At 62.9% G+C, this 15,159-nt stretch carries 9 protein-coding genes and 1 pseudogene; 8 read left to right on the top strand and 2 right to left on the bottom strand.

Annotated features, from left to right (window positions below; genetic code table 11):
• Nucleotides 1–68: 68 nt before the first annotated feature.
• On the top strand, nucleotides 69–821 hold the full coding sequence (locus AC5RK6_RS08385) for an HAD-IIB family hydrolase (RefSeq protein ID WP_274735135.1): 753 nt from the start codon (nucleotides 69–71) through the stop codon (nucleotides 819–821).
• Here AC5RK6_RS08385 and AC5RK6_RS08390 read toward each other — a convergent pair.
• Complete coding sequence (locus AC5RK6_RS08390) at nucleotides 818–1,258, bottom strand: HIT family protein (RefSeq protein ID WP_435730902.1); 441 nt, start codon at nucleotides 1,256–1,258, stop codon at nucleotides 818–820. The genes AC5RK6_RS08385 and AC5RK6_RS08390 overlap by 4 nt on opposite strands.
• Before the next feature lie 164 nt (nucleotides 1,259–1,422).
• Here AC5RK6_RS08390 and AC5RK6_RS08395 point away from each other — a divergent pair, with 164 nt between their 5' ends.
• Together AC5RK6_RS08395 and AC5RK6_RS08400 are read left to right on the top strand one after the other, a co-directional pair.
• Nucleotides 1,423–4,323 (top strand): leucine--tRNA ligase, encoded by a 2,901-nt coding sequence (locus AC5RK6_RS08395; protein WP_435730921.1) that lies wholly within the window; start codon nucleotides 1,423–1,425, stop codon nucleotides 4,321–4,323.
• A 126-nt stretch (nucleotides 4,324–4,449) separates the two neighbouring features.
• Nucleotides 4,450–5,421 carry an aldose 1-epimerase gene (locus tag AC5RK6_RS08400; protein ID WP_435730922.1) on the top strand — a complete coding sequence of 324 codons (972 nt, stop codon included), beginning with the start codon at nucleotides 4,450–4,452 and terminating at the stop codon, nucleotides 5,419–5,421.
• Between the two features lie 12 nt (nucleotides 5,422–5,433).
• Here AC5RK6_RS08400 and AC5RK6_RS08405 read toward each other — a convergent pair whose 3' ends face one another.
• The gene (locus AC5RK6_RS08405; RefSeq protein WP_435730904.1) at nucleotides 5,434–7,302 is read right to left on the bottom strand and encodes a helicase HerA-like domain-containing protein; all 1,869 of its coding nucleotides are present in this window, start codon (nucleotides 7,300–7,302) and stop codon (nucleotides 5,434–5,436) included.
• Nucleotides 7,303–7,418: 116 nt separating this feature from the next.
• On the opposite strand from AC5RK6_RS08405, the gene AC5RK6_RS08410 reads away from it, so the two are divergent.
• From AC5RK6_RS08410 to pntB, 5 genes and pseudogenes are all read left to right on the top strand, one after another.
• Nucleotides 7,419–8,414, top strand: coding sequence for a ComEA family DNA-binding protein (locus AC5RK6_RS08410; protein WP_435730906.1), 996 nt, complete (start codon nucleotides 7,419–7,421; stop codon nucleotides 8,412–8,414).
• A 548-nt stretch (nucleotides 8,415–8,962) separates the two neighbouring features.
• Nucleotides 8,963–10,243, top strand: a pseudogene (locus AC5RK6_RS08415) (ComEC/Rec2 family competence protein); the annotation flags it as partial.
• Between the two features lie 640 nt (nucleotides 10,244–10,883).
• Nucleotides 10,884–11,861: a DNA polymerase III subunit delta gene (gene holA / locus AC5RK6_RS08420; protein WP_435730908.1), complete on the top strand. Its 978-nt coding sequence runs from the start codon at nucleotides 10,884–10,886 to the stop codon at nucleotides 11,859–11,861.
• A 227-nt stretch (nucleotides 11,862–12,088) separates the two neighbouring features.
• Complete coding sequence (locus tag AC5RK6_RS08425) at nucleotides 12,089–13,615, top strand: Re/Si-specific NAD(P)(+) transhydrogenase subunit alpha (protein WP_435730910.1); 1,527 nt, start codon at nucleotides 12,089–12,091, stop codon at nucleotides 13,613–13,615.
• A gap of 3 nt (nucleotides 13,616–13,618) precedes the next feature.
• The gene (gene pntB / locus AC5RK6_RS08430; protein ID WP_375712888.1) at nucleotides 13,619–15,097 is read left to right on the top strand and encodes a Re/Si-specific NAD(P)(+) transhydrogenase subunit beta; all 1,479 of its coding nucleotides are present in this window, start codon (nucleotides 13,619–13,621) and stop codon (nucleotides 15,095–15,097) included.
• Nucleotides 15,098–15,159 lie beyond the last annotated feature (62 nt).

Consider the following 15,159-nt stretch of genomic DNA (forward strand, 5'->3'; position numbering starts at 1 on the left):
GCCCTGCGGGTAGGTTAGTGCTGCCCAGTTATTTCGCATTTGCGCGGTCGGTGCACCATACTGTGGCTATGACGTCTTATCGCCTTATTGCTTTTGACCTGGACGATACCCTGGCACCTTCTAAATCAGCGCTGCCGGAACGCATGGCGCGGGCCCTGCGGGCACTGCTCGATACGTATGAAGTGTGCGTGATTTCCGGTGGCCAATTCGGACAGTTCGAAAGCCAGCTCCTGGAAGGACTGGACGGCACCCCCGCGGAACTTGCGCGTCTCCACCTCATGCCTACCTGCGGAACCCGCTACCTCGTTCACGATGAGGGACAGTGGCGCGATGTGTACGTCCGCAATCTCACCGCGGAAGAACGCCGGGATGCTGCCCTGGCCCTGGAAGAAGAAGCACGGCGGCTCGGGCTGTGGGAAAGCAGCACCTGGGGAGAGATCCTGGAAGACCGCGGATCCCAGGTGACCTTCTCCGCACTCGGGCAAAGCGCCCCGCTGGAAGCGAAACGCGCCTGGGATCCGAGCGGCGAAAAGAAAAACGCGCTGCGAGAAGCTGTCGCAGCGCGTCTGCCGTACCTGGAAGTGCGCTCAGGTGGTTCAACGTCCGTGGATATTACCCGTAAGGGCGTGGACAAAGCATACGGAATTGCTGAATTATCCAAGCAAACTGGTATCCCCATCGCCCATATGCTCTTCGTGGGGGATCGGCTCGATCCGGCCGGAAACGACTACCCGGTTACCCGGCTCGGCATCGATACCCACGCGGTACGGGATTGGACCGACACCGCCGAATTTATTGAGAATCTGGTGGGGCTGGCCTAGGCAAGAGAACCGAGTTGTTCGGGAACGAAAGCCTCCCAGCCTTGTTCACGTAGGGCCACACGCAATTCCTCCATGGCTGCGTCCAATTCGGCGCCGGGCACATCCTTGCGAGCCGAAGCGAAACTGGTGACGTTTTCCGAATCGGCGGGAATAACGTGCAGGTGGGTGTGGGGTACACCCAGACCGGCGATGACCAGCATCGCACGATCCACTCCGAAAGCTGCGATCTGGGCTTTGCCGATCCGCTTGGCAACGATGAAAAGATGCGCTGCCGTCTCATCATCAAGATCTGTGAAACGGTCAATTTCCGCGCGTGGCACAACCAAAACATGCCCGCGAGCGTGCGGCTCAAGCGTTGCGAAAGCAACGCACACGTCGTCGGCCCAAACAAAACGACCCGGAATCTCACCGGCAATGATTTTTGAAAAGACGCTCATGGTCCCAGTCTAGTCGCCGGCTTCGCCCTCTAGCTGTCATCCCTGCTGGCACGTGGCCGCCAGCGCAGCCTCGCGGCTGTGGACGACCTGAGATTTATCGGGGGAGAGAGCTACAATTGACCGAAGTCGACCGTCGAAAAGGAGTACCCTTGAGCGCTGAGGATATGACCCAGTTCCGCTACACCGCGGACCTGGCTAATGAGATCGAAGCCCACTGGCAGGAACGCTGGGAAGAGGAAGGTGCCTTCTACGCCGCGAACCCGGTTGGGGATCTCGCGGGTGATACCTCGGCTCCGAAGTTCTTCATCCAGGACATGTTCCCCTATCCCTCCGGGCGCGGCCTGCACGTGGGCCATCCGCTCGGGTATATCGCCACGGATACCGTGGCCCGCTACCACCGCATGAAGGGTGAGAACGTCCTCTACACCATGGGCTATGACGCCTTCGGACTTCCCGCCGAACAGTTCGCGGTGCAAAACGGCAAGCACCCGGCCATTACCACCGCGGAAAATATTGCCAATATGGCCGCCCAGCTGCATCGCCTCGGGCTTTCCCACGATTCACGCCGGGCTTTCTCCACCACTGATATTGATTATGTGAAGTGGACCCAATGGATTTTCACGAAGGTGTTCAATTCCTGGTTTGACCCGGATTACCCGCGCCGGGACGGGCGCGGAAATGGGGCGGCCCGGCCTATTGAGGAACTCGAAGCGAAATTTGCTAACGGGGAAAAGGCCACTCCGGATGGCCGGCCCTGGGAGCAACTCTCCAAGAAAGAAAAGGCGGAGGCACTCAGCGAATACCGCCTGGTTTATATCAAGGAAGCACCCGTTAATTGGTGTCCGGGCTTGGGAACGGTGCTCGCCAATGAAGAAGTGACCGCGGAAGGGCGCTCCGAACGCGGTAATTTCCCAGTCTTCCGGCGCAATCTCGCCCAGTGGATGATGCGGATTACCGCCTACGCGGATCGCCTCGTTAGTGACCTGGACACTATCGACTGGCCGGATAAAGTGCGGGCCATGCAGCAGAACTGGATCGGGCGCTCCCACGGTGCCACGGTTCGTTTCGAGCTTTCTGACGGTTCCGGACGGGTCCTCGATGTTTACACCACCCGGCCCGATACCCTCTTCGGGGCCAGCTTCATGGCCGTTGCCCCTGAGCACGCCGCACTGGGCGGGACCGAGCCCGGCACGGAAGCTGATGCTCAGGCCCTGCTGGTTCCCGAAAGCTGGCCGGAAGGCACCCGTGCAGAATGGACCGGCGGATACGCCACTCCACGCGAAGCAGTAGCGGCCTACCGGGCTCGTGCCGCCGCGAAATCGGATATGGAACGCACTTCGGATACCCACGAAAAGACCGGCGTTTTCTCCGGGCTCTTCGGAATCAACCCGGTCAATGGCGCCAAAGTTCCGGTATTCGTGGCGGATTATGTGCTGGTCGGTTACGGAACCGGCGCGATTATGGCAGTTCCTGCCCATGATGATCGTGACTGGGCTTTCGCGCGTGAATACAATCTGGACGTCATCCGCACCATTGGCCCGGCGGAGGACCCGTACGGCCCGAATTTGGAGGAAGGCGCCTACACCGGGGACGGCATCCTCGTTGATTCCGCCAATGAGGAGATCTCCCTCAACGGCATGAGCAAAACGGAATCCATGGCCGCGATCATCGCCTGGCTGGAAGAACGCGGGGCCGGAACCGCCACCGTCACCTACCGTCTGCACGACTGGCTTTTCTCCCGCCAGCGCTACTGGGGTGAGCCCTTCCCGATCGTTTGGGACGAGGAGGGGATTGCGCACGCGCTACCCGAATCGATGCTTCCCTTGGAGCTGCCCGAAATGGAGGACTTCTCGCCGGCCTCTTATGATGCCGACGACGCAGATTCGCTGCCCCAACCTCCGCTGGAACGTAACCCGGAATGGGTGAATGTGGAGCTTGACCTGGGCGATGGTCTCAAGAAGTATCGCCGCGAAACCAATACCATGCCGCAGTGGGCAGGATCGTGCTGGTACGAATTGCGCTACGTGGATCCCACCAATTCAGATAGCTTCTGCGCCCCGGAAAACGAAGCCTACTGGATGGGCCCGCGTCCCGAGGCCGGTAATACTTCCGGCGGGGTGGATTTGTACGTGGGCGGTGTCGAACATGCGGTGCTCCACCTGCTTTACGCGCGTTTCTGGCACAAGGTCCTCTTTGACCTGGGCTACGTTTCCTCCTCGGAGCCTTTCCACAAGCTCTTCAACCAGGGCTACGTGCAGGCCTACGCCTATACCGATGCCCGCGGAGCCTATGTACCGGCCGATGAGGTAGAAGAACGCGAAGAAAACGGTGAAACGGTTTTCTACTACCAGGGGGAGAAAGTCAACCGGGAATACGGGAAGATGGGCAAATCCCTCAAGAACATCATCACGCCCGATGATATGGCCGATCAGTACGGCGCGGATACCTTCCGCGTCTACGAAATGTCCATGGGCCCCCTCGATGTTTCCCGCCCCTGGGATACCCGCGCGGTGGTGGGTTCGCAGCGCTTCTTGCAGCGGCTGTGGCGCAATATCGTTGATGAACGCACCGGTGAGGTGACGGTCAGCGAAGCCGCCCCCGATACCGAAACCGCCAAGCTCCTAGCCCGCACCATCGCGGGAGTTGCGGATGATTACGACCATATGCGTATCAATACCGCGATCTCGAAGCTCATCGTGCTCAATAACCACCTCACCGGGCTGGAAGCGGTGCCGCGGGAAGCTGCCTGCGCTATCGTGGCCATGGTGGCCCCGGTCGCACCCCATATTGCCGAAGAACTCTGGGCACGTTTGGAGCAGCCGGGCCTGGTGGCACGCGCTAGTTTCCCGCAGGTCAGCGACACATCGCTCCTCGTGGATGACACCGTCACCTGCGTGGTGCAGGTTAAAGGTAAAGTCCGGGCCCGCCTGGAGGTCCCCCAGGATATTTCCGATGCGGATCTAACTGCCCGAGCCCTGGCCGAAGAACGGGTGCAGGCCTTCCTGGACGGCGAACCGCGCAAAATTATTGTGCGCGCCCCCGGACTCATCAATATCGTTCCCTAAAACGGAACGCAGTCAACTATCGAGCGCTGAGGTGGTCCGGGCGCGGCGCCAGGCTCATCGCCCGGATCTCAGGCACTCATCCAAGGGGAGGAACCCGCGGGATTAAGGAGGAATATCGTGGCACGTATGCGAATCACGGCGCACGACTTTGACGGTAACCCGGCGTGGCTTCTCAGCGCACCTGGCGGAGCCAGCGCCCTCGTAGCTGCGCGCGGGGCTACTCTCCTCTCCTGGGATCCTGACGGTGAGGTGTTCTCCGGCTACCGCAGTGCCGCCGAATTAGAGGAGGCAGCCGGTGGACGTGGGCTCATCGAAGCTCCCTGGGTGGGGCCCCTCGCCGGCGGGTGCTACACCTGGGACGGGCAGAGCTACCACCTGGAGGCTGATACCACCGGTCGGTGCCAACGGGTTCACACGTGTGAATTCCGGCGGGAACGCTCCGCAGATGCGCTTATTTTGCGCGCGGAGCTTCCCGCGGTCGCGGGGTACCCCTGGCCCGTGGGAATTCAAGTGGTCTACGCGCTGGGAGATTCCAGCGCGGGAACCCATAATCTGTCCGTCAGCGTGGAAGTGACGAACCTGGGTGAGAGCTGCGCCCCGGTGGCGGTGGCGTGGAACGGTTACTTGCGTTTCCCGCAGCTCGCCTCCATTTCAAAAATGTCGGCAACGGTCAGCGCTCGCACCAAGATCGCGGCCGATGCCCAGGGGATTCCGGCTCCCGGAGATGCCGCACTCACCGGGGTGAGCACTCCGGTCGAGTGGCCGGTGCTCGGAGCTAGCCGTATCGACTCCACCTTCACCTCGCTGGTCCCCACCAGCGACGGCATCGTGGCAACCGTCCTCACCGATCCGGCCCGCGAACGCGATATTATCCTCGCCCAGGAACCGAGCGAGGCACCCTATGTGCGGCTATGGACCGGGGATACGCTGGAACGCGGGGCCCGGGAAGCACTCCTGGTGGCCCCGGCTTCCGCCCTCCCCAATGCTTTTAATCGGTCGGATCAAGTGGGACGCGTGGCATTAGCCCCGGGCCAGTCCCGCAGCCTCACCGTCACTATGAGCTATCCGGCTACGTCCGCTTCGTACGCGCGCAAGTAGGAGGAGCCGGCGCTAGCGCCGTCGTCCGAAAATCGAATTAATAATCGAGCGGCCGAGCGACCTCCCGGCGCTGCGCACCACCGAATCGATGGCCGCATCGCGGCGCCGGGCCTGGCGTTCGGCAGCCTTTTCGGCATTCCGCTGAGCCTGCTGGGCGGCCCGCTCGGCTTCACGCTCGGCGGCCGCCAGCTTTTTCTCCGCCTCGCGGGCGGCTTTCTTCGCTGCGGCCTCCTCGGCCCGCCGCTGTTCTTCAGCTTCTTTAGCGGCCACCGCGGCAGCTTCCAGTTGCGCGCGCCGCTCGGCAACCCCACGCGCCGCGCCCTCGCTCGTTGCCTCCCCGGAAAGAAGAGTAGGCCGGGGTGTTGTGCCGAGGGCGGTGCTCAGCACTGCCGGTGTGGCTGGGCCCATGACGGATCGCGGCGCCCACAGCCGGGTCGGGGCCACTGCCGTAGGGGCGCCGTCGTCGCCCAAACCCGTGACCAGAGCTTCACCGGTCCCTAACGCGGGCAGTACGGCCGCAATATCGAGGGGCGAGAAGGGGAAAGTTTTCGCTGTTTCCTTGAGAACCTTGACATCCTTGGGGGTGTGGGCGCGCAGGGCGTGGTGTATGCGGGTACCCAGCTGTGCGAGTACCGATTCCGGAATATCCTGCGGGGTTTGAGTTACGAAGAAAACCCCCACGCCTTTCGAACGGATGAGGCGTACCACGCGGGTAACCTCGTCCACGAAATTCCGGGACGCACCCGAGAACAGCAGATGCGCTTCGTCGAAGAAGAACACCAGGCGGGGCAGGGGAGTATCTCCTACCTCGGGCAGGTCGGAAAAGAGCCGGCTGAGCACCCACATGGTGAAAGTGGAGAAAAGTTCGGGCATATCGCGCACGTCGGGAAGCTCCAGGGCGGAAATAACACCGTGCTCATCTTCGTGGGCAATGAGTTCGCTCGGACTAAAGGAGGGACGCTGGAAGAACATATCCCCACCCTGCGCAGCCAGGGCAGATACTTCGCGCAAAATCACCCCGGCGGTCGCGGTAGATACCCCGCCAATACCGGAGAGCTCCGCCTTCCCATCCGTGGTCAAATAATGGAGTACCTCGCGCAGGTCCTCAAGGGAGTACAGGCGCAGATTCTCTTTCTCCGCCCACGCGAAAACCAAGGCCAGCGCCGATTCCTGGGTGTCGTTCAGTTTGAGGGCCCGGGCCAGGAGCAACGCACCAAAATCTTCTACCGTGGAGCGCAGCGGCACCCCGGTTGTTTCGGTGAGGGAATACAGATGCAGCGGGAACGAGGCGCCCGCCCACTCCTGCCCCAAAGCCCGGGTGCGCGCTGTGAGCTTATCGGATGCCGTGCCTGCTTCGCATAATCCGGAAAGATCGCCCTTAATATCGGTAAGGAACACGGCCACGCCTGCCGCGCTTAGCTGTTCGGCGAGTAGCTGGAGGGTACGAGTTTTCCCGGTGCCGGTTGCCCCGCATACCAGGCCGTGCCTGTTGAAACTCGCGAAAGGCAGCCGCACCAGAACATCGGGCCGCGGATTCCCGGCCGGGTCCAGGTAGGCGCCCAGGGTGAGAGCCGGTCCGGATATCTGGTAGCTGCGAGCCACCTCGCTCGCGTAATCGTCATTGTTGGGTTCCGGGGATTGTTCCGGGAAGTCCTCCGGCGACGACGCCGCCGGCTGCACGGGTGGGCGCTTCTCTGCTGCGGTGGCGGGTGGAGTGTCAGTGGCAGTGTCGGTGGCAGTTGAGGCTTCTGAAGCGAGTGACGTTTGGGCGGCGAGGGCGGCATCGAGGCGAGCCTGGGCGAGTTCGGCTTCCGCGCGGGCAGCTTTGGCAGCGGCTTCGGCCGCTTCGGCGCGCAAGCGGGCAATATCGGCGTCGTTCATACCCATATTGTAGAGCGGCGGTGGCGGTACCTATCCACAGCTGGTCAAACTTCAGTGTTATCCCCAAGCGGGCGGCGGTGCCGGCGTGAGGGCGCGAGCGTGAGCATGATGGGGCCATGACTACTTTATTACCTCGCCCCGCCCCGCGCCTCAGCCTGCCCCATCCCGATCCGGTACCGGAGGCAGGTATGGAGGCGAGTGCGGGTGGGCCGCAGGGCCACAGTGCGGTACGGGATTTCGCGGATCTTGCCCTTGGGGCTGGTACCGGTGAAGATATCGCCGTGCTCACCACCCCCGCGCAAGCATCACGGTGGCGCTGGTCTCCTCGAGCACTGGGTGCCTTCGCTATTGCCCTGCTGGGCGGGCTCCTCATTCTTGGGGCGCTGGCCTGGCTCGGGCGTGGAGGTGGTCCCACTTCCGCCAGCCCCGCAGCGGTGCCACCGGGGAACAGTGTGGCCAGTTCGGTTGCCAACATGGAAGATCCGGCTGCGGTTTCTTCCGATCCGCAGGCTTCGCCGGGTCCTTCTCAAGGTGGGGTGGTGGGCAGCACAACTGGGCCGGTTAGCCCTACCGCGGGAGAATCCGGTCCCGCAACCATCGTCGCCTATATTTCTGGTGAGGTGGTCACCCCGGGTGTATATAGCGCTCCCGGTGGAGCTCGGGTTAACGACCTGGTGGAATTAGCCGGCGGGCTCACCCCGAATGCGGACGGCGCCGTGGTCAATCTAGCCGAACCCGTGGCGGATGGCTCTCACATCCACATACCCGCACCCGGTGAAGCACCGCGAGCACTTTCCGGATCGGGTGGCAGCACAAGCCCGGGTGGGAGCGGTGGCAGTAGCGGTGGAAAGAATGGCGGCGCTGGAGGAGTGGGCGGTGGCGGTGGAGGGGGTGGGGGATCCGCGAAAAGCAATTCCGGTGCCCTCATTAACCTCAATACTGCCTCGGCCAGTGACTTAGAGACCCTACCTGGGGTGGGCCCGGCCACCGCCCGGGATATCCTCAGCTGGAGGGAAAACAACGGTCCTTTCACCTCCCCGGAGGATCTCCTCGAGGTTCCCGGTATTGGGCCAGCTAAATTCACTAAGCTGTCCGCCTTGGTGACCGTATGACCGGTATCAGCACCCGCACCCCTACTCGTGCCCGTACTCGTAGCATTCAGCGCGGCTCGGCATCCGTGAACGCGGGCCACGGTCAAGATATGCGCCTGCTGCCGTCGGCCGGTGCCGCCCTGGGTGGGGCATGGGCGGCGCTGCATGGGTACGAGCATCTCGCATTTCTCGGTGCTGGCCTGTGTCTCACGGCAGCTTGGGCGGTAGCCGGCCGCGCCCGCTCCCATCCGCAGCTGCGCGGGAAAGCAAACGGGGTGGTGTTGAGCATCCTCGCGGTGGCCTGCACAGGAAGTGCTGCCAGCATCGCCGGGCTGCTCGCCCTATCCGCGGCACATATCCCAGTGGTCAACACAAGCGTGGAATTGGAAGCCGCTATCGCGACCCGCCCGGAACCCTCCAGCACACCGTGGGGAGCAGGAAAATGCACGGCGCTTCTGCGTCCTAATATGATCACCACCGCGGGCCCGAACGGGATGCAGCTCAAAGCGGGCTCGCGTGCGCGCATCCGCGCAGAGCTTCCCTGCACCGCACTAGCCGGCCAACACGTGATGGGCCGCGGCCGCCTCACCGCGGTGGACGGGCGGCGTGAAAGCGCCCGCTGGTCCGGGCCCGCACTCCAGCTAAGCGGAAGTGGCGCACTCAGCGCGCGCGTCGTCCACCGCATCGATACCGCGCTCGCCGCACTGCTATCCGCACGCCCTGAGCACGCCCGCGGCCTCATCCCCGGGGTAGCGTTAGGCGACGATACCCGGGTCTCCCCAGAACTCGAAGAAGCCATGCGCACAACCGCCCTCACCCACCTCATTGCGGTATCCGGGGCTCATGTCTCCCTTGTCCTCGGCATCATTATTATGGCGGTCGGCCGGGCCCGGCCCCTACGCACCGCACTCGCCGGAGCGCTTGGTGTAGGCGGACTGGTGATTCTGGTGGGACCCGCACCCTCGGTTATCCGCGCGGCACTCATGGGGCTGGTGGTTCTGGCAGCGCTCGGAATGAACCGTCGGAGCCAAGCCATCAATGCGCTAAGCTGCGCGAGCATTGCCGCTGCCCTCATGGATCCCTGGCTCGCAACCGGCTACGGGTTCCTGCTCTCCACCAGTGCCACCCTCGGAATTATCTGCGGGGGATACCGGCTCACCGAATACCTCACCAGGTTCTTCCCAGCCACCCTCTCCCGGGTCATCGCCATTCCTTTGGTAGCCCAACTTTCCTGCCTACCCGTGCTTCTCCTCTTTACCGAAGCCGGGTCGCTATGGGCGGTCCCGGCCAATGCCCTCGTGGCACCCGTGGTCGCACCGCTCACCATTTTCGGACTTGTCAGTGCGCTCACCGCCCCGCTATTCCCGATGCTCGCTGGATTCGCCATCTCCTGTGCCGCTCTCTCCACGTGGTGGATTGACCAGGTAGCCCGCCTGCTTGCCTCTCTACCCGGATCAGGAATTCCCCTCCTCCTTGCCGGAATCGGTCACATATGTGCTGTTCTCGCGCTCCTGGTGGTGCCTCGCCTGAGCGCAGTTCTTATTCTTCTCGCCGCACTCGCGGCCCTCGGGCTATCACGATGGCCCGGGAGCGCCGCGATTCCTCCCAACTGGACGGCGGTGCAATGCGATGTGGGTCAGGGATCGGCTTTCCTCTACCGGGTGCGCGGATACACAATGATGATCGATGTTGGGCCTCGTACTCCGGCCGCTGCCCGCTGCTTGCGCGATGCTCAGGTGAGTCATCTTGATCTGCTCATCCTCTCCCATTTCCACTCCGATCACGTGGAAGGATTACGTGACGTTCTCAAATCCACCACGATCAGCGCGGTATGGATATCACCAAATTCCGCCCCGAAGCCCCAGTCCCGTACCGCACTCGCGCTACTCGATTCCCACTCGATTCCGGTCAGCGTGGTAGCTGCAGGAACAACCCTACGGGTAGAGGATGTTCCCATCGCCCGGATTCTCAGCCCGCAGCCCGGCGCACGTAGCATTCCCGAGGAAGCTAATGCTGATTCCCTCGTGGTCCTCCTCGACGCTGAAGGTGTCGACAGCCCGCGCCGATCCGGAGATAACAGCTCGGCCGGCGGCACTAGCATGGCCAGCGGCAGTAGCTTACCCGGCGGCACTACCCAGGCCGCCCAGCGCATTGTGGTGCTCGGGGATGCGACTGCCCCGGCCCAGGAACGCCTCGTGGGGGCGGTTGGGCCGGTCGATATCGCCGTCGTCGCCCATCACGGAAGCGCGGACCAATCCGAGCGCCTCGCACGTGAACTTGACCCCGCAATTGCCCTCATATCCGTAGGGGAGAACAGTTACGGGCACCCCTCCGCGCGCGTCTACGAACTCTATGCTGGCGCGCGCATCTATCCGACCCTTACCTGCGGGGCAATAGCCTGGGCGGACGGTGAGCTGGTATCGAAGTGCGCGGAACCGGTGCGGCCACCTGCCGCACAACAGGTGAGTTATGACATGAGAGAATGGAGCCATGGCAGCCAAAGAACGCACGGTCGGGTACGACGCCCTCCGCATAGAACCGGTCATTCTCATCATTGGTGCAGAGCCGGTGCTGGCCGAGCGTGCCTGGGCTCGGCTCGTGCGCCTCGCTCGCCAAGCACACCCCGAGGTGCAGGTTGTGCGTCTGGACGCCGCGTCCTACGAGCGCGGTTCCCTTGCCCTCCACACCTCACCTTCACTTTTCGGGGACCACCGCATCGTCATCGTCACCGGCGCCGAACACATGAATGACTCGTTCCTCGCGGAGATGCTCGCCTACCTCCAGCAACCCAACGCGGATATCCCCGTGATTATCCAACACGGGGGAGGCACTCGCGGCAAAAAACTCATCGACGCCATCGCTGCGGGGGGCTGGCAGGTAGCCCGCATCGAAAAAATCAAACGCGATGATGATAAAGCGCGTTTGGTGACGGCGGATGTGCGGGCCGCCGGGCGCAAAATCACGGACGGCGCGGTGCGGGCACTCGTTGATGCACTCGGGCAGGACCTGCGCGAACTGCTCAGTGCCACCGCCCAATTGCTTGCCGACGTGGAGGGGATGATCACCGAAGACCATATTCGGGATTTCTACGCCGGGCGTAATGAAGCAACCCCCTTCGAGATCGCGGACGCGGCCCTGGCCGGGCGCACCGGCCAAGCTTTAGCGCTGGCCCGCCACGCCTTCGCCACCCGGGTCAACCCTGTTCCTATCGTGGCCGCGCTCGCGGCCAAACTGCGCCAGCTCGCCATTGTCCAGGCCCCGGGAATCAGCCAGCGGGAATTGAAAATGGCGCCCTGGCAGGTGCAGCGGGCCCGCCGGGAAGCGCGCGGATGGAGCGATGCCGGGCTGGGGCAAGCCATCCGAGCGGTGGCGCTCGCCGATGAACAGGTCAAGGGTGCCTCTCGCGATCCGCAGTACGCCGTGGAACACGCGATTATTGCTATCGGGCGCGCCCGGCGCGGTAGGTAGTATCCGGCGCGGTCGGTAGGCCGCGGTGCCTCCAGTAGCGCCCGGTGCACGCGGGGTAGTAGCTCGTCTAGCCTCACGCTGGTGCAGTCTCACCCTTTCCGGCGCGCTCAGGCCCTTTCGGGAAACGTGGAATAATAAGGGATGTCCCGCGGCGGCGCGACAATGGCGTATCTGGAGCGCCGCCTACGCAGAACGCAGCACGGCAGTGCTGTACTGAGGAGCACTTTATGCTTGTTGGAATACCTAAAAGTACCCGCCCGGGTGACCCCCTGGTGGCGGGCACCCCCGATACCGTGGCCAAGCTCATCGCTTTGGGCTACGAGGTCGTGGTGGAAACAGGGGCGGGGGAGGCCTCGTCCTACCCCGATAGCCAGTACGAAAGCGCGGGGGCACGCCTCGTCTCCGCGCAAGAAGCCTGGGCTGCGGATATCGTTTTAGCCACCGACGCCCCGGATGTCAGCTACCTTGACCGCATGAGCCGCGGCGCCACCCTCATTGCGCGCATGAACCCGGCCGGCTCGCCCGAACTTATCGAGGAACTTTCGCGCCGCGAACTCACGGCCCTGGCGCTTGACGCAATTCCGCGTATTTCCCGCGCCCAGTCCATGGACGTACGTTCCTCCATGGCCAATATTTCCGGCTACCGAGCCGTGATCGAAGCTGCCTCCCACTTCGGGCGGCTTTTCACCGGCCAGGTCACCGCTGCCGGTAAAGTTCCCCCGGCCACTGTCTACGTTATCGGAGCGGGCGTCGCCGGGCTCGCCGCGGTCGGCACCGCCAATTCCATGGGCGCAATCGTCAAAGCAACAGACGTGCGTGCCGATGTGGCCGAACAGGTCCAGTCCATGGGTGCCGAATTCGTGGAGATCCCGGTGCGCCAGGAATCCGCGGACGGTTACGCCCGCGAAATGACCGCGGATCAGGCCAATGCCGCCGGGGTTGTCTACGCCCGGGAAGCCGCCGCCGCGGATATTGTAATTACGACGGCGCTCATCCCCGGCAAGCCGGCCCCGCTACTCTTGGACTCTGAGGCAGTGGCCGCCATGAAACCCGGCAGCGTCATCGTTGATTTGGCGGCGGCTAACGGCGGAAACGTGGCCGGTACTCGCCCGGGAGAAGTTGTCCACACCGAGAACGGCGTCACGATTATTGGCTACGAAGATCTTGCCCTACGCCTGCCCGGCCAAGCCTCGCAGCTTTTCGGGCAGAACCTCGTCAATTTCCTCAAACTCACCACCCCGGGTAAGGACGGCCAGCTGGTGCTGGATACCGAGGATGATATTGTGCGCGGTATTCTGGTCACCCTCGGGGGAGCGGTGGCCTGGCCGCCCCCGCCCATCAAGGTCTCGGCCGCGCCGGCTGCGCCTCCAGCGCCTCCCGCACCGCCGGCCGCCCCTGAACCGTCCCGCCCTAGCCCGTTGCGCTACCTGTGGGCCGGGCTGGCAGCGGCGGTAGCCCTGTGGATTCTCTTCACGGCCCCGCCGAGCATGACTTCGCATTTCATCGTCTTCATGCTGGCCTGCGTGGTGGGCTTCTACGTCATCACCTCGGTGACGCACGCGCTGCATACACCGCTCATGTCCGTAACGAACGCGATTTCCGGAATCATCGTGGTGGGGGCAATCCTCCAGCTCAGTTCGGGACATCTAGCCGTGACCATCCTTGCCGCTATTGCACTCACCCTCGCTTCCATCAATATTTTCGGTGGATTCTTGGTGACTGCGCGCATGCTGTCTATGTTTAAGAGGAGCTAAGCCGTGCTCACTACTATTAACGACGTCCTTGCCCTTGCCACCCCGAACTTGGGTGGTCTCAAGGTTGCTTTCAGCGTGCAAACTGTCGCCTACCTGGTGGCGGCCCTGCTCTTCATTCTCGCTCTGGCCGGGCTTTCCAAACAGGAAACCGCCGCGAAAGGTAATATTCTGGGCGCCATTGGAATGGTGTTGGCCCTGGTCGCCACCATTATCGTGGTTCTCGCTTTCCCCACGGAGGCTTCTTCCACTGTTGTTGTGCTGGTGCTCGTGCTCGCCCTCGTGGTGGGCGGCGGCATCGGGATTTGGAGGGCCCGCACCGTGGAAATGACGGGCATGCCCGAACTCATCGCTCTGCTTCATTCTTTCGTGGGCGCGGCAGCGGTGCTGGTGGGCTACAACTCTTTCCTCCAGCAACCCGGGGAAGATTTCTCCCCCACAAATGCCTTCCATATGGGCGAAGTGGGCTTGGCTGTGTTCATCGGCGCGATCACCTTCACCGGATCGGTATGCGCCTACCTGAAACTCGCGGGGAAGATTCCCGGCAAGCCGCTGGTGCTCCCGGCCCGTAATCTTCTCAATTTGCTGGCGATCCTGGCGTGCCTGGGGCTTATTATCTGGTTCGCCTGGACCCGCGGGGTAGGGGCCGGCCTCATTCCCCTCATCCTCATCACGATTATTGCGCTGCTGCTCGGGGCACATATGGTGCTCGCGATCGGCGGTGGTGATATGCCCGTCGTCGTATCAATGCTCAATTCCTACTCGGGCTGGGCGGCAGCGATGGCTGGCTTCACCCTCGGCAATGACCTCCTCATCATCACCGGAGCGCTGGTGGGGTCCTCGGGCGCGTATCTCTCCTACATCATGTGCAAGGCCATGAACCGTTCTTTCATTTCGGTGATCCTGGGCGGTTTTGGGTCCGACGGCGCAGTTACCGGAGAGGCGCGTGACTATGGCAGCCACACGGAAACCACCGCGGCGGAGGTGGCCCAAGAGCTCGCGGACGCCAGCTCGGTGATTATTGCTCCCGGTTACGGTATGGCCGTGGCCCAAGCCCAATATCCGGTGGCGGAGCTGACGAAGAAGCTGCGCGAGAACGGAACCGAGGTACGTTTCGCTATCCATCCGGTAGCAGGGCGCCTGCCCGGGCATATGAACGTGCTGCTGGCCGAAGCGAAAGTCCCCTATGACATCGTGGAGGAAATGGACGATATCAACGATTCCTTCGCGGATACCGATGTCGTGCTGGTTATCGGGGCGAATGACACGGTCAATCCTTCGGCTTCCGAGCCCGGTTCGCCTATCGCGGGTATGCCGGTGCTGCATGTCTGGGATGCCAAGAAGGTGATCGTATTCAAGCGGTCCATGGGCAATGCCGGCTATGCCGGGGTGCAAAACCCGCTGTTCTTTAATGAGAATACCGATATGCTGCTCGGCGATGCCAAGGCATCCGTGGATGCCATCAATGCGGCTTTCCCCGGTTAAGGTAGCCTCGCTCCCGCGCCCTAGCCCGGGCGTGGCCGGGGCAAGCTGAGCAACTATAACCG

It is taken from the genome of Actinotignum sp. usb-actsch-213 (genome assembly GCF_059085665.1).

Bases quoted from the DNA above. Each gene is read 5' to 3' on its own strand.
- AC5RK6_RS08385 (WP_274735135.1), top strand. From the start codon at position 69: ATGACGTCTTATCGCCTTATTGCTTTTGACCTGGACGATACCCTGGCA.
- AC5RK6_RS08390 (WP_435730902.1), bottom strand. From the start codon at position 1,258: ATGAGCGTCTTTTCAAAAATCATTGCCGGTGAGATTCCGGGTCGTTTT.
- AC5RK6_RS08395 (WP_435730921.1), top strand. From the start codon at position 1,423: ATGACCCAGTTCCGCTACACCGCGGACCTGGCTAATGAGATCGAAGCC.
- AC5RK6_RS08400 (WP_435730922.1), top strand. From the start codon at position 4,450: ATGCGAATCACGGCGCACGACTTTGACGGTAACCCGGCGTGGCTTCTC.
- AC5RK6_RS08405 (WP_435730904.1), bottom strand. From the start codon at position 7,302: ATGAACGACGCCGATATTGCCCGCTTGCGCGCCGAAGCGGCCGAAGCC.
- AC5RK6_RS08410 (WP_435730906.1), top strand. From the start codon at position 7,419: ATGACTACTTTATTACCTCGCCCCGCCCCGCGCCTCAGCCTGCCCCAT.
- holA (WP_435730908.1), top strand. From the start codon at position 10,884: ATGGCAGCCAAAGAACGCACGGTCGGGTACGACGCCCTCCGCATAGAA.
- AC5RK6_RS08425 (WP_435730910.1), top strand. From the start codon at position 12,089: ATGCTTGTTGGAATACCTAAAAGTACCCGCCCGGGTGACCCCCTGGTG.